Genomic DNA, 15,655 nt, shown 5'->3' with positions numbered 1-15,655 from the left:
ATCCTCCCGTTGGTCTGAGCTTCACGATATAATTAAAAACAAGACAGTAAACTATTAATAAGAAACGAATAAGGAATTATAAAAATGAACGTAGATACTATGAGAAATATTGACCATTATGCTGGAGTGCCTCTCGCTTGTGCTGGAACTATCATCAAAAAAACAGCTGACTTTTTTATTCCACCGAAGAAAATAAAGCCTAAAAACGTTCTTCTTATAGAACTCTCAGAGATGGGAAGTGCTATTATTGTTGACCCTGCTATGAGAAAACTCAAAGCTAACATTGAAGGTGAGTTATTTTTTGTAATTTTTTCAAAAAACAAAGTATCTCTTCAGCTACTGGAGACTGTTAAAGAGGAAAATATATACTCAATTGATGAGAGTAGTATAATGAACCTCGCTAAAAGTTCACTTGACTTTTTAAAATGGTGTAGAGAAAAGGAGATAGACTCTGTTATAGATTTAGAGCTATTTTCGCGTTTCACAGCCCTTCTTACTGCTTCAAGTGGAGCAGTAAATCGCGTTGGATTTCATTCATTTCATAATGAAGGTCTTTATAGAGGAGATTTTTTAACGCATAAAGTGTCCTATAATCCTCACCAACATATCGCTAAAAACTTTATAGCGCTTGTTGACGCGCTTTTAAGTGAAGAACAAGAGCTTCCATTTCTAAAGCGCGTTATTCCAGACTCTGAGATTCAAATTGCAAAAGCAGTTATAGCTGATGAAGAACAAGATGCTATCAGAGCCGTCATCTCTGATATGTATGAAGGTTTTGATAAAGAGAAAAACCCTGTTATTTTAGTAAACTCAAATGCTTCAGACCTTCTTCCACAGCGTAGATGGGACAGAGAAAATTATGGTGAGGTTATTAAAAAGATACTCGCATATAACGAAAATGCAATAGTTTTACTTACAGGTGCTCCAGCTGAAAAAGATGGTGCGCAGCTCCTCGCTGATTACGTAGATGATAAACGCTGTATTAACTTTGCAGGCGCTGTGAAATTTTTACAACTTCCGGCTCTATATAGCGTTTGTGCGTTTATGCTTACAAACGACTCAGGACCGGCACATTTTGCTTCTATAACTGAGATGCATACATTTGTTATCTTTGGACCTGAAACGCCAGCTCTTTATGGCTCACTCGGCCCAACTACTCCTATCTATGCTGGAATGAGTTGTTCTCCATGCGTAAGCGCTTCTAACCATAGAAAAACGCCATGTAGCGACAACCAGTGTATTAAAATAATTACTCCAGAGTGGGTATTTGACACTCTTAAATTCAAACTTGATGAACTTACTAAGTAAAGAACACACCCCTTTTTTCTACTTCATAACACTAGTAGCCATTTTTAGGCTACTAGTAGCTCCTCACCTTGGTCTTGGAGCTGATGAAGCTCATTATCTCATTTATGCCTTAAATCTTGACTGGAGCTATTATGACCATCCTCCCTTAGTTGGTTGGACACAGTATATTTTCACTTCTATTTTTGGTGTGGATGAGTTTGGTTCACGTATTTCAGCTATTTCTATCGGTTTTTTTAGCTCACTATTTCTCTATAAACTTATATATCAAATAGACTATAGCCCTAAAAAAGCTTTTATAGGGGTTTTAGCACTTCACGGTGCGTTTATATTTAATGCGCTCTTTTTGATGCTTATGCCGGATACTCTACTTTTTTTGTTTATCATTCCCATTATCTTTAGTGTAGTTAAACTTGAACATGAAGACTCTCTAAAAAACTGGCTTTTTCTTGGTCTTTTACTTGGTCTTGCAGGTCTTTCAAAGTATACAGCCATTTTATTTATAGTTCCAATTGTTCTGTATTTTGTTCTCAAAAAGAGATATGATATTTTTATAAACCCTAAAATACTACTCTCAGCTTCTACTGCGGTGGTCATAGTTTCACCTGTTATATATTGGAATATGCTAACAGGCTGGGAGAGTTTCATCTATCAAAGCAATCATGTGGTAGGAAGTAGTACTGTAAACTTCAAAGGATTTTTAGCCTCACTCTCTGCTCAATTTTTTACATATAATCCTTTTTTAGTTCCTCTGAGTTTTTATGGTCTGTATCGCTCCATAAAGTCAAAAAACGACCTGCTCTTTTTATCAGCTTTATTTGGAATTACGCTCTTTATCTTTTTTACCTATAACTCTTTATATAAAACAGCCCTTCCACATTGGAGTGCTCTTTTTTATATGCTTTTTATCCCTATTGGTGTTTATTTTCTTTATGATAAGTATACGAAGTACATAAAGTTCTCTATAGGCTTAGGCATACTACTCTCATCTCTTATATATTTAGAAGTAGCGACTAAACTCATTCCTCTTCCAGATGAAAACTCTTTGCATATAGATATTTATGGATTTGAGAAGATTATGTCTGAGGCGAACAAACATATAAAAGAGCCACAAAAAGAGGCTATTGGCGTTACCATCTGGACTCTAGCCTCACGGGCTATTGTCTATAACTCAAAATATCCTTCAGATGTCTATCTACTTGATAAACGCCATGATCAGTTTGACATATGGCAAAAAGAAGCACCCCTGGGTAAGGATATGGTCGTCATAGATACACCTTTTGCGCATAAAGAGATTAAAAACTATATGAAATGTGATAGTGTACAAAAGCTTGATGCGTTTAAACTAGTAAAAAATGAAAAAGAGCCAGCTGTTACACTCTATAGATGTACTAACTACCAAGGTTTACGATGATATTTTCTAAAAAACAGCTATTAATTTTTACGCTTATTATGAGTCTGCTCATAGTTTTGTCATACTTTACACTTGATAGAGCTGTCTCTTTATATTTTATTGAAAATGCGGACACTTACAAAGTCTTTGGAAAAACTGTAAGCACTCTTGGAGAGTCTCACTGGTATATTGGTAGTGCAATATTAGGAGCACTCTACTTCGGTTACGTTAAAAAAAATAGTCTTTATACTCAAAGATTTCTCTTCTTGCTCTATGCAAATATCTTCTCAGGTCTAGTTAGTTTAGTGAGTAAGATGTTTTTTGGAAGACTTCGTCCTTGGAAGTTAGAAAATGGTGGAGATGGTTTTGGTTTTCTTATATCTCAAAATCCCGACTATACACTCATGCAAAATATAAAATATCAAATAGATATGCTCATAGAAAATTCAACTCACTATAGCTCTTTTCCTTCGGGCCACACAACGACAAGCATCACCGTTTTTACGGTTTTAATGCTTCTTTTTCCAAGATATGTTTATATCTGGCTCCCTATCACCCTACTTGGTATTGTTAGTAGACTCCTTGCTAATGATCATTTTGTTAGTGATCTTTTAGCTGGCACTATTGTTGGTCTACTATCAACTCTCTATATCTACTCAAAAATGAAATCAAAGGTAGAAAAATAAAACTATGAACTTTAAAAAAATAATCAAAATTACAACGATCACTATTGTCGCGTTAGTATCACTTTATGGTGTTGGTAGACTTATTGACGTAAGTTATGGAAGTTTTCTCTTTGTAGATCGTCAACCCTATCTCAACATGCAGACAAAAAATTCGGTAAGGATTAAATGGCAAACGCCAGAAGTTGAAATTGGAAACGTCGCCTATGGCTTATCTAAAGACTCACTTACAAATGTCTTGTTTGAGCAGACTCCTTCTGATAAACATACTATTACCATCCCAAGACTCAAAGAGTGTACTAAGTACTTTTATAGTGTTACGTCAAAATCTCTTAAAATTGACAACCTCGGTAGAAGCTTTAAAACTCTTTGCGAGACTCAAGAGAAACAGAGACTGTGGGTAATCGGAGATAGTGGAGAAAAGGGAAAAAGACAAAAACGAGTCTATCACTCTATGCTAGAATACATCAACTATGACCTCAGAAAACTAGATATGTGGGTTCTTTTAGGAGATAACGCTTACTCAAGTGGAACTCAAAAACAGTTTAATAAAACACTTTTTAAACCCTACATAGAACTTGTTAAACGATATGTTCCTTGGGCAGTTATAGGAAACCATGACGCACGTCGCTGGGCTTTTTATGATATATTTGATTTTCCAACAAGAGGAGAATCAGGTGGCATGGCAAGTGGGAATGAAGAGTTTTACTCAGTTGACAACGGCAATCTTCACCTTGTTATGCTTGATAGCGAAACAGTTAGTTTATCAAAAGATTCAGATATGGCTAACTGGCTACGAAAAGATTTGGCCGCAAATACAAAACCTTGGGTTGTAGTAGCCTTTCATTCACCTCCCTATACGGATGGTGGACATAAGTCTGATAGTCTATTTGACAGTCTAGGAAATATGCAAGAGATGAGAGAGAACTTTGTTCCCATCTTTGATGAGTTTGGAGTTGATTTAGTTTTAAATGGGCATTCACATGGCTATGAGCGTTCAAAACTAATACTCAACCATACTGGTAAAAGTGAGATGTTTTCAAAAACTAACATCCTTCAAGATAAAAAAACAGACTATACAAAGTCGCTTACAGATAAAAAAAACAGCGGAACTATCTATGTAGTAGCGGGTTCCTCTTCAAAACTTGATGGTGCGACTTATAACCACCCCGCACTTCCATATAGTTTTGGAGTAATGGGTTCACTCATTTTAGAACTAACACCAACAACGCTCACATCTAAATTTTTAACTATTGATGGTAAAATTGCAGATGAATTTAAAATAACAAAAGAGAACTAATGAAAAAAGAAGATATAAGTATAGTAATTTTAGCTGCTGGAAAAGGTAGCCGTATGAAATCACCTAAGGCAAAAGTCCTCCATAGTATCAGCGGTAAACCAATGCTTTATCATATTATCAAAGCTTCTAAAGAGTTATCAAACGATATTTCAGTAGTAGTTGCACATCAAAAAGAGGCCGTTATAGAGCAGATGAGTGCTTTTTTTGATGATATTAACTTTGTAGTTCAAGATGCGGAGAACTTTCCAGGAACTGGTGGAGCGATGATGGGAGTAAATCCTAAAAATGAGAAAGTTCTTGTTTTAAATGGAGATATGCCTCTTATCACACCAAACGCTCTTCAAGGTTTTTTAGATACAAATGCTGATGTCATTATGAGTATATTTGACTTAGAAAACCCTAGTGGTTATGGTCGCGTTATAATTCAAGAGGATGAAGTTCAGTACATCGTAGAGCAAAAAGATGCAAATGAAGCAGAATTAAAAACAACAACTGTAAACGCAGGCATATATGCATTTAGTAAAGCGGTTATAGAGAAGTACATTCCACAACTTAGCAACGACAATGCACAGTCTGAGTACTACCTAACGGACGTTGTGGCAATGGCAAAAGCTGATAATCTCCATATAGCTCCCCTTTTAGTTGATGAAGAGTATTTTAAGGGTGTAAACTCTAAAAAAGACTTGAGTGACTCTGAAATAATTATGCAAGATAGAATCAAAACAAAGTGGATGGAAGCGGGTGTCATTATGCAACTTCCTTCTACTATCTACATCGAAGAATCGGTTGCGTTTGAGGGTGAGTGTATCGTTGAGAATGGCTGTAGAATAACCGGTGAGACGCTCATTCACAACTCTCATATAAAATCTAGCTCGGTTGTTGAAGACTCTATTGTCAAAAACTCCGACGTTGGGCCATTAGCGCACCTTCGTCCCGCTACATTCATTGAAGATACGCACATAGGAAACTTTGTAGAGGTTAAAAAATCATCTCTAAAGGGTGTAAAAGCGGGACATCTCAGCTACATTGGAGACGCTCAGGTTGATGAGGGAACAAACATTGGAGCAGGCACTATCACATGTAACTATGATGGCATTAAGAAGTACAAAACCATCATAGGTAAAAATGTTTTTATAGGAAGCGACACTCAACTTGTAGCCCCCGTAACTATAAAAGATGATGTTATGATAGCTGCTGGAACAACGGTAACTAGTGGTGTTATAGAGAGTGGCAACCTTGTTCTTAGTAGAACTAAAATGCGTTTAATAAAAGATTTTTATTATAAGTTTTTCAAAAAACAGTAAAATTTTGATATCATATAAAATCTAACTTTTCTATAAAGGGGACTTACTATGATGGATGCTGTAAACTCCTATATAGAAATGGTTAACTCTCCTCTATTTACCGATGGTCCCATAGTTGTTTTCATTTGGGAAAATAGTGACGGCTGGCCGGTTGTAGAAGTTTCGCCAAATATTAAACGCCTTTACGGGTACGCGCCTGAAAAGTACGTCTCTGGAAGGATTGCTTTTGCCAATCAAATTCATCCAGATGACTTATCTCAAGTCTTTAGTGAAGTAACCATAGCCTCAAGTGATACTCAAAACTCTTTTTCACATAAACCATACCGTTATCAGACTAGTGATGGTACATACCGTTGGGTAAGCGATACTACTACTATACTCAGAGATGAAAATGGCAATATTACACACTATGTTGGTTACCTTACCGACATAACTCAATATGTTAACACGCAAAACTTGTTAGAAGAAAAAGAAGCCTGGTTTAAAAATCTTTTTGAAATCTCCCCTGTTGGAATATCTTTAAATAAAATAAGTGGTGAATTTGTTCAAATAAACTCTGCACTTCATAATATGTGTGGTTATTCTCATGACGAGTTTGTAAAACTTTCATATTGGGATATCACCCCTATAAGTTACTTAGAAGAAGAAGAAAAGCAGCTCTACCATATAAAGACAAAAGGGAGATATGGTCCTTATAAAAAAGAGTATATTCATAAAGATGGTCATTATATCAATGTACTTTTAAATGGTATTGTGACTACAGATTCTAGTGGCAATCAATATATCTGGTCATTAATACAAGATATTACCGAACTTACCCAAGCTAATGAAAAAGCTAAAAAAAACAGTAGACAATTTCAGACTCTTTTTGAAAAAGCGAACAGTGGGATTTTCATCATCAAAGATGGCGTTTTCAGTATGTGTAATCCAAAGCTTTTAGAGATGATTGGTATGAAACGCTCTGAGCTAATCGGTAAATCTCCAAGTTTCATCTCTCCAGAAATACAGCCAGACGGTATAAACTCCGATGAAAAAGCCGCCTTATTGATCCAAAGTGTGATAGAAGGTAAGCCACAAGTATTTGAATGGCAGCACCTTAAAGGTGATGGTAGCTTCTTGGAAGTTGAAGTTAATGTAAGTTATATACAAAGTGATGACGATGCATATATTTTAGGTTTTTGGCGCGATATAGCTGAGAATAAAGCTGCTCGCAAGAAGCTCGAAGAGCTAAACAAAAGATTGACAGCTGAAAAAGAGAAAGCCGAGTTTGCAAATGAAGCAAAAAGTAGATTTTTGGCAAATATGTCACATGAAATTCGTACTCCAATGAATGGAATTTTAGGCTTTATTGATGTATTGGAAAAAGAAGAAATGGATGAAAAGCGTCAAAACTATTTCAAGCATATTCAAAGCTCTTCTCAACTCTTACTTAGCATTATTAACGATATATTAGACTTCTCCAAGCTTGAGAGTGGAAAACTCCTTATAGAACTCTCGGCAGTTGATTCAAAAGAGCTTTTTGAAAGCGTTATAGAGACTTATCAAAATATTTGTCACGACAAGGAGATAACGTTCAAATACAGTATTGCAAATAATCTTCCAACCAAGGTAATGACAGATATAGTCAGAGTAAAGCAAATAATGTTTAACCTACTAAGTAATGCGGTAAAATTCACTCCAAAAAATGGAGAGATATCTTTTAATATTTCATATAACGCGGATAACGAAACTCTCTCTTGTAGCGTTATAGATAATGGGGTTGGGATTGATTCTAAAAATATTAATAAAATCTTTAAAGCATTTGAGCAAGAAGATGCTAGTACAACTAGAAAATATGGTGGAACTGGTTTAGGCCTAGCCATATGCTCAAGTCTTACAGAGATGCTCGGTGGTAAACTAACCGTTAGCAGTAGACTAAATGAAGGGAGTCACTTCTCATTTTTTATTAAAGCAAAGAGTGGCAATGATTTTATAAATAGTGACAAAAAAGACACAAGTTCTAAAAGGAATAAAAATTCTATACAGAATGCAAAAATTTTAATAGTAGAAGACAATATAACAAACCAGATGTTACTTAGTCTATATATCGATGAGATAGGCCTAAAATATGACGTAGCTGCAGATGGTTTTGAGGCACTAAAGCAGTTCAAAAAAAACAGTTATGACCTTATTTTAATGGATGAAAATATGCCAAATATGAATGGAGTCGATGCAACTAAAGCCATTAGAGCCTTAGAAAGAAGTCAAGAGCTATACCCTACCATTATTGTTGCAGTTACGGCGAATGCACTTAGCGGTGACAGACAGCGTTTTATTAGTGCAGGGATGGATGACTATATCAGCAAGCCCTACTCCGAAGCGGATATTGAAGAAATAATTTATAAATATATTGGATAATCTACAAATTGATTAAGGAATAGTCATATGAGTTCGAAAAAAAACAGACTTTTAATAGTCTGGTCAAGTGGTGAGATAGAGGTAGCAAAAAAACTCATCTTACTTTATGGATCTGTTATGCTTCAGCGCAAATACTGGGATGAGGCAACTATAATGATATGGGGTCCCTCTGCTCAGGTTTTAGCTGAGAATTCTGATCTTCAAGAGAGAGTAAAAGTAGTCCAAGCAACGGGTGTAAAATTTAACGCTTGTGTAGTTTGTACCGATGATTACAGGGTTTCAAAAGAGCTTGAGAATATGGGTATAGAACTCATTCACACTGGTGAAATGCTAACCGAGGCGCTTCAAAGTGATGATGTGAAAGTCATTACCTTTTAATCTAAGTATTTTTAGATAAAATATACTTACTAAAAATATAAAGATTAAACATTATGAATATACCGACAAATTTATTAGAAAATAAAAAAATACTTTTAGCGCTTAGTGGCTCTATCGCAGTCTATAAGTCGCTTGAACTTGTACGTGAGTTTGTTAAAGCAGGTGCCGATGTCCGTGTTATAATGAGTGAATCTGCGAAAAAATTTGTAACTCCTTTAACGTTTGAAACGCTTACTTCAAACAGAGTTTTAGATGATACGAATGAGTCTTGGGTCAGTGATCACAATCACATCAAAATATCTGAATGGGCTGATGTTTTGGTTATAGCTCCAGCCACTGCAAATACTATAGCAAAACTTTCAAATGCCATTGCTGACAACATACTTCTTCAAGCCACCTTGGCGTTTAGTGGCATAAAGATTATCGCACCCTCGGCAAATACAAATATGTTAGAAAACCCTATAACGCAAGAAAATCTTAAAAGACTTACAAATACAAACTACACTATTGTAAATACTCAAGTAAAAGAACTTGCTTGTAAAACAGTAGGAAATGGCGCTATGGCAGATTATATGAGTATATTTCACGCTACTGCGCGTGAGCTTCTAAAAGATAGCTTTTGGCTTGGCCGAAGAGTTACGGTTACTGGTGGAGGTACGCGTGAAAAGATAGATGACGTGCGTTACCTCTCCAACTTTTCAAGTGGAAAGATGGCAGCTTCTATGGCAACGGCGCTTTATTTAAAAGGCGCAGAAGTAAGCCTTATCTCTACTAAACCTCAAAGTAACCTCCCACTAGAGATAAATACATTTGACGTTGAAGATACGCAGGAGATGCTAGAGTGCTTAAGTGACTCTATCATAATCTCTAAAGCGACTCTTTCTTGTAGTGACACGGTAAAACCTATCCATAAGAAACCCTACCTTTTTATGGCGGCTGCAGTAAGCGACTACGTACCCGAGTCTGTAGAGAGTGGAAAACTCAAAAAAGATAAACTTGGAGACGCATGGCAATTGCCTCTCAAGAAAAATATCGATATTTTAAATAGTATTGATAAAGAAGGAATCAGCGTTATTGGTTTTAAGGCTGAGATGGACGCTTTAAACGCTACGAAAAATGCGACAAATATGCTAAACACAAAGCGTCTTGATGCTGTATGTTTAAACGTTCTCAAAGACTCTTCAAGTTTTGGAACTGACTCTAACGCCGTTGACTTTATAACGGCTAGTCAAACTACCTCAATACCAAGAGCAGACAAACTCACTATAGCGTTTGAGATACTTAAAAATGCAAAAAAACTTCAAGAGCAGACATGAATCAAGCAAAACATATAGCCATAATTATGGATGGAAATGGAAGATGGGCCGAGCTTCAAGGCAAGAAGAGAGTCAAAGGTCATGAAGCGGGAGCCGAGGTTGTAAAGAGAATAACTACTTACTGTTCTAACTCCCCTGAGATCGAGCGTTTAACGCTCTACGCTTTTTCTACGGAAAACTGGAAACGACCACGTTTAGAAGTTGAGTTTCTAATGAAACTACTCAACACGTACCTCAAAAACGAGTTAAGTGTTTATCTGCAAAATAATGTCCGCTTTGAGCCTATCGGCGATATGAGAGCATTTTCAAAGAGCCTTCAAGCGACTATAAAAATGGTAGAAGAAAAAACTGCGCATTGTGATGGACTTGTCCAGTCGCTTGCGCTCAATTATGGCGCTCAAGATGAGATACTCCGTGCTGTAAACGCGCTTAAAAACTGTGATGGTGACATAACTCACGATATGCTCTCGAATCAGCTTGATTGCAAAGAGAGCGTTGATCTACTTATTCGAACAGGTGGCGACCACAGACTCTCAAACTATCTACTTTGGCAATCAGCCTATGCTGAACTTTTCTTTACAGACACTCTTTGGCCAGACTTTAACATTAAAGAGCTTGAAAAAATCATAAAAAAATTTACAAAAGTGGAACGTAGATTTGGAGGATTAAAATAATGGAGCTAATTATTGCCCTTATATTTGGTCTTTTGTTTGGCTCATTTTTAAATGTCGTTATTCTTCGCATACCAAAAGAAGAGAGTGTTGTATTTGTACCTTCTCATTGCTACTCATGTAAAAGTTCTTTAAAACCTTGGCACAATATCCCTCTATTTTCTTGGATATTTTTAAGAGGAAAGTGTTCTTTTTGTAGCGCGCCTATTTCTATACAATATCCTATTATAGAGTTACTCTCAGGCATAATATTTTTAACCATAGCTAGTAAGTATGGCATCTCATTGCCTAGCTTACTAGTCGCGTTTAGTTTTTTAACGCTACTGGCTCTTTCAATGATAGACTTTAAGTATAAAATGGTTCCTGATTCGCTTAATCTTCTTGCAATTTTCTTTGCAATTTTAGGAGCTTGGAGTCTTGGCGGAGTAGTAGAAAACTTCAAAAATGCTCTACTTTTTGCTGGTGGCTTTACACTCCTGCGTTTTGCTCTGTCTTACTACCTCACTTCATCTGTATATAGAGCGGGTCTTAAAACAAAAACGCCATGGAACAAACACTTTGATAGAACGCCACTTATCGAAGCTATGGGAGAAGGCGACATAATGGTGGCGGCAACCATGGGAGCACTTCTTGGAGTCGAACTCACTCTTGTCGCTATCTTTTTATCAGCCCTTTTAGCACTTCCGGTGATGCTAATGGTTCAAAAAGGATCAAGTGAAGATAAACGCGTTCCCTTCGTGCCATTTTTAGCTCTTGCTACTTTTATAGTTTATATCTTTGATTCGCCAATATATAGCTATATCGAGGCAAACTATTAAGGATGAATAGACTTAGAAGCTATATAATATCAAATTTATCATCTCTATTTTTATCTATATTTATGCCGCTATTTACCATAGCGTCTGTTATATTTTTGATAAAACTTGCTACTTATACGGCAGTCATTCAACTAAGTATCTGGGAGATGGCAAAACTTTACTTTTTTGTTCTTCCAGAGATTCTTTTTTATACTCTGCCCGTTACTTTTTTCATAGCCTCAACGCTCACACTCTTTAAACTCTCAAATGACAATGAAATAGTTGTTCTCTTTTCACTTGGAATTAAGCCTGCGTTTATTCTAAAAACTCTTTTAAGACCGGCTATTTTACTATCACTTGTACTAAGTATCGATTTTTTCATTCTTTTTCCTCACGCTACGGTACTCTCAAGTAATTTTGTCTCTTATAAAAAAAGTGAAGCTAAGTTCAACCTTGCTGCTAGTGAATTTGGAAATAGCTTTGGCGATTGGCTTTTATATCTAGGTAAAAAAAATCTTGATGGCACCTACTCGCAAGTATTTCTTTTTAACAAAAAGAAAAAAGAGGAGATTTTGATTTCCGCTCAAAAGGCGGAGATTATAAATGACTCAGGAATATTAAGACTTAAACTCAGTGATGGCGAGGGCTATGGATACTCTACGGAGAGTTTCACTCAAATGAACTTCACCACTATGCTTATAAATGACACCATGAAGACAAGTCTAACAACCTATAGAGCGCCTCTTGATTATTGGCTCTCAGATGATAGAGCGGATAGTAAACGCCATATGTTTATTACAGATACTCTATTGAGCCTTTTTCCCATTATTAGCCTCTTTTTAGTAGCTTCCATAGGCATAGTGCATGCAAGACATCAAAAATCTGGCGTTTATCTTTTTATATTTGCAACCATCATACTTTACTATGGACTTACCCTTGGTCTTCAGGATATATTGGTTTATTATACAATTCCCACTATCGCTATTTCATGGACGCTTCTTAGCTACTTCATCTATAGAAAAACAATCGTAAATAGGTTCTAATGAGAGTTGCACTTACTCTAGCCTACAACGGTACGCATTTTTTTGGCTCTCAAACCCAGACTGAAACTCCCCATACCATACTTGGAAATCTTGAAAAAGTGCTCAAAAAAATGGGCATAGAGTTTAAAGTCGTGGCAAGTGGAAGAACGGACAAAGGCGTGCATGCAACGGGTCAAGTCTGCCATATAGACGTTCCAGATTTTTGGTCTGATATTAAAAGACTTAAAAGAGTACTTAATGAGATGCTTCCCTCTAGTATTCGCGTTAGAGCTACTAAGCTTGTCGATGATGAATTTCACGCACGTTATAGTGCCAAAAAACGTGTCTATAGATATATCATTAAAGAGGGAGATTCAAATCCCTTTGAAGCTGACTTTGTTACGTTTTTGAAGGGTGTGGAGTTCAATGAGATGGAGAAAAATATTAAGCTCTTTGTGGGAGAGTTTGATTTTGCTTACTTTATGAAAACGGGAAGCGACATTAGCAGTACCACTCGAGTTATCTACAGAGCTTTTGCATATAAGCATAATGGTTATATTATTCTAAATTTTGAAGCAAATGGGTTTTTAAGAAGCCAAATCAGGATGATGGTTGGAGCGCTACTAAGCCTAAGTATGGAAGAGATAAAAGAGAAGCTAGAGCGCAGAGTAAATCATAAACTAAAGCCAGCTCCCGCAAATGGTCTCTATCTTGCAAAGATTAAATACTAAACCTTTTTAATGACAAAATAGATATATTTTTGCTGCGTCTCTTTTGGCGTTATATGCGTAAACTCTTCACTTTGAACTATCTCTAGTCCACGAGGAAGCTCTTTGTTCATTTTCTCTACATCGTATTGAACTATGTCAAGACCTGCACACTGAATAGGACCATCCACTCTAAAGGTGCTAATAATCGCTATGCCATTGGAGTTAAGTGAATTTTTTAATACTTCAAAATATTGTTCTCTCTCTTTTTTAGAAAGTAAAAAATGAAATACTGCTCTATCATGCCAAAGATCATACTTTTGTTCACTTTTAAAGTTTAAAATATCACTACAAACATATTTTACTTTATCACTCTTTATTCTTGAGTCTACTATATCAAGTGAACTTTTTGCCGTATCGACTAAAGTAATCTTTTCATATCCATCGCTTAGTAAACTATCTACTAAATAGGACGCACCACAACCTACGTCAACTATGTTTGCATTCTCTTTTACATACTTTTTAATAAGCTCAACAGATTTTCGTGGTGAGTTTTGATGCCAAAACACCTGAGTGTAATCAACATTTTGAAATAAATTATTCCAATGAGCCTCTCTGAGTTCACTTGAGGGTATCTTCGTCGCTGTAAACGTAGCGCCTCTTGTAGTCTCTGCCGTAGTATAGTGAGTATGTCCATGACACTCAACGTCTCTAAATCCAGCTTTTTGCATTAGCTCTAAGAGTTCACTCTCCCTCATAGTTCCAGCAACGCAGTTCCCCCAATCTTCTTGGCCATCACTTTCACAACAAGCATTCTGTTCTATAGAACAGCATTCGCTACTTGGTTCACTTATATCTATCATATCCGCAAAAGAGATTTTTCCATTTGGTTTTAAAACGCGATAAACTTCAGCAAAAACGGACTCTTTACATGAAGTCAGGTTTATAGCACCGTTAGATATCACGATGTCGACCGACTCATCTTCTATATCGATTTTATCAAAACTACTCTCTAAAACAGTCACATTTTTACAGCCAGCTAAGCTGGCATGCTTTTGAGCTATTTCGACCATCTTAGGAGTAATGTCTACACCAATGACTTTTCCACTCTCACCAGTTAAAATCGACGCAACTAAAATGTCCACTCCGGCTCCACACCCTAAATCTAAAACAGTATCGCCTTTTTTAATCTCAACTGATTCAAAAGGGTTTCCAACCGCTGCGCAAAACTCCCAAACCTGAGCGGGAATCTTTTCTATCCACTCATCCTTGTAACCATGTGCTTTGGCGTTGCTCAGTCCTTTATCCCATCCAAAATCTTTGTTTGGGTTTTGAGCTAAGTCAGTATAGAGTTCAATTATTTGCTTATTATCAGCCATTACTGCGCATCCACCACTTTTAAAACAGTTCCAAGACCATTATCATATGGATACCCAGCTCTTACCCAACCTTTGAGACCCGCTGAGAGATTATAAACATTTGTATAACCAAGTTTTTTCAGTGACTGAGCTGCAAATAAACTTCTTGCTCCCATACGACTATATACGACAATAGTTGCCCCTTTATCTTTGAGTATATTTAATACCTCAAATTCTAAGTTAGTGCGAGGAATAGCGAGCATAGAGTCAGCATAAATCTCCCCTTCTGCCCTTTGTATAGCAGGTCGAACATCTAAAAGCGTGAATTCAACTTCATCGTCTATCATTTTTTTAAGTACCGCGGGTGACATCTCCTCTATTTCACGACGAGCTTGGGCCATTAAATCATCAAGTTCTTTATATCCCGTTCCACTACAAGCTACTTGTCCACACTCAGTTGGATTGTTTTTCTCATCATCCATATAGTGAAGTACTGGTAAATCTGATGTTACTGTTGCATTAGCTGTTTTGTTTTCTCTTTGTGTAGGACACGAGCCCGTATTGCATGCTGGTTTATTCTCTGCATTTGGAAGTGATGGTACGTCCACTTTTGTAACAGTTTTATTCTCATCTGTATCTGTACATGTATCACAAGCAACTTCATCTATTTTTTGATTTAACTCTGTATTATTTCCTTTGGCTAAGTCATAACCCCACAAAGGAAACGTAAGCATAAGAGCTGAAAAAACAGTAACAATCGCTAAAAATAGTTTACTTGAGAAAAACCCACTTTTTTCATCACAAGCACAATCTATATCTTTAGAAGGTTTTAGTTTGTCATACCATGCATATATAAGTACTAGTATTGTAAACGCCACTAAATAGTTATGATAAGGCTCTAAGCATGAAAAACTTGATGCAAAAGTGGATGAGCCTGCAAGAACTGCTAAAACTGGCGTTACACAACATAGTGAGGCAGCTAACGTAGCTACAATTACTGATAAAACATTCCTATTTTCCATCT

The 15,655-nt window shown here is 36.5% G+C and carries 14 protein-coding genes; 12 read left to right on the top strand and 2 right to left on the bottom strand.

The genetic code is table 11. The annotated features are described in order from the left end of the window. Window positions 1-84 precede the first annotated feature (84 nt). Genes GJV85_RS06025 through truA form a run of 12 tightly spaced genes read left to right on the top strand, consistent with a single transcriptional unit; the run spans window position 85 to window position 13,297 of the window. Entirely contained in the window at window positions 85-1,308 is a 1,224-nt protein-coding gene (locus GJV85_RS06025; protein WP_207562961.1) for a glycosyltransferase family 9 protein, read from the top strand. Continuing rightward, window positions 1,268-2,719 (top strand): glycosyltransferase family 39 protein, encoded by a 1,452-nt coding sequence (locus GJV85_RS06020; RefSeq protein ID WP_242689849.1) that lies wholly within the window; start codon window positions 1,268-1,270, stop codon window positions 2,717-2,719. Before GJV85_RS06025 ends, GJV85_RS06020 begins: the two co-directional genes overlap by 41 nt. Beyond that, the gene (locus tag GJV85_RS06015) at window positions 2,716-3,384 is read left to right on the top strand and encodes a phosphatase PAP2 family protein (protein WP_207562960.1); all 669 of its coding nucleotides are present in this window, start codon (window positions 2,716-2,718) and stop codon (window positions 3,382-3,384) included. Before GJV85_RS06020 ends, GJV85_RS06015 begins: the two co-directional genes overlap by 4 nt. Before the next feature lie 4 nt (window positions 3,385-3,388). Continuing rightward, window positions 3,389-4,681: a purple acid phosphatase family protein gene (locus GJV85_RS06010; protein WP_207562959.1), complete on the top strand. Its 1,293-nt coding sequence runs from the start codon at window positions 3,389-3,391 to the stop codon at window positions 4,679-4,681. Then, entirely contained in the window at window positions 4,681-5,985 is a 1,305-nt protein-coding gene (glmU, locus tag GJV85_RS06005; RefSeq protein WP_207562958.1) for a bifunctional UDP-N-acetylglucosamine diphosphorylase/glucosamine-1-phosphate N-acetyltransferase GlmU, read from the top strand. The genes GJV85_RS06010 and glmU overlap by 1 nt, the downstream gene beginning before the upstream one ends. Before the next feature lie 48 nt (window positions 5,986-6,033). Beyond that, entirely contained in the window at window positions 6,034-8,382 is a 2,349-nt protein-coding gene (locus tag GJV85_RS06000) for a PAS domain-containing hybrid sensor histidine kinase/response regulator (RefSeq protein WP_207562957.1), read from the top strand. Window positions 8,383-8,409: 27 nt separating this feature from the next. After that, window positions 8,410-8,760: a DsrE family protein gene (locus GJV85_RS05995; protein WP_207562956.1), complete on the top strand. Its 351-nt coding sequence runs from the start codon at window positions 8,410-8,412 to the stop codon at window positions 8,758-8,760. A 53-nt stretch (window positions 8,761-8,813) separates the two neighbouring features. Further along, a complete protein-coding gene (gene coaBC / locus GJV85_RS05990; protein ID WP_207562955.1) occupies window positions 8,814-10,076 on the top strand; it encodes a bifunctional phosphopantothenoylcysteine decarboxylase/phosphopantothenate--cysteine ligase CoaBC in 1,263 nt (420 codons plus the stop codon). Continuing rightward, window positions 10,073-10,750 (top strand): di-trans,poly-cis-decaprenylcistransferase, encoded by a 678-nt coding sequence (locus tag GJV85_RS05985; RefSeq protein WP_207562954.1) that lies wholly within the window; start codon window positions 10,073-10,075, stop codon window positions 10,748-10,750. The genes coaBC and GJV85_RS05985 overlap by 4 nt, the downstream gene beginning before the upstream one ends. Then, window positions 10,750-11,565, top strand: coding sequence for a prepilin peptidase (locus GJV85_RS05980; protein ID WP_207562953.1), 816 nt, complete (start codon window positions 10,750-10,752; stop codon window positions 11,563-11,565). The genes GJV85_RS05985 and GJV85_RS05980 overlap by 1 nt, the downstream gene beginning before the upstream one ends. A 2-nt stretch (window positions 11,566-11,567) precedes the next feature. Continuing rightward, the gene (locus GJV85_RS05975; RefSeq protein WP_207562952.1) at window positions 11,568-12,587 is read left to right on the top strand and encodes an LptF/LptG family permease; all 1,020 of its coding nucleotides are present in this window, start codon (window positions 11,568-11,570) and stop codon (window positions 12,585-12,587) included. Next, entirely contained in the window at window positions 12,587-13,297 is a 711-nt protein-coding gene (truA, locus tag GJV85_RS05970) for a tRNA pseudouridine(38-40) synthase TruA (RefSeq protein ID WP_207562951.1), read from the top strand. Before GJV85_RS05975 ends, truA begins: the two co-directional genes overlap by 1 nt. Here the strand turns inward: truA and GJV85_RS05965 are convergent. Next, complete coding sequence (locus tag GJV85_RS05965) at window positions 13,294-14,652, bottom strand: methyltransferase domain-containing protein (protein ID WP_207562950.1); 1,359 nt, start codon at window positions 14,650-14,652, stop codon at window positions 13,294-13,296. The two genes, truA and GJV85_RS05965, sit on opposite strands and share 4 nt — an antisense overlap. Further along, window positions 14,652-15,653 carry a mercuric transporter MerT family protein gene (locus tag GJV85_RS05960; protein ID WP_207562949.1) on the bottom strand — a complete coding sequence of 334 codons (1,002 nt, stop codon included), beginning with the start codon at window positions 15,651-15,653 and terminating at the stop codon, window positions 14,652-14,654. The genes GJV85_RS05965 and GJV85_RS05960 overlap by 1 nt, the downstream gene beginning before the upstream one ends. Window positions 15,654-15,655: the final 2 nt, after the last annotated feature.

This window comes from Sulfurimonas aquatica (assembly GCF_017357825.1).
Classification (GTDB): domain Bacteria; phylum Campylobacterota; class Campylobacteria; order Campylobacterales; family Sulfurimonadaceae; genus Sulfurimonas; species Sulfurimonas aquatica.
Note: the sequence above shows the minus strand (reverse complement) of the source record. Positions and strands in the feature narration are given on the sequence as shown.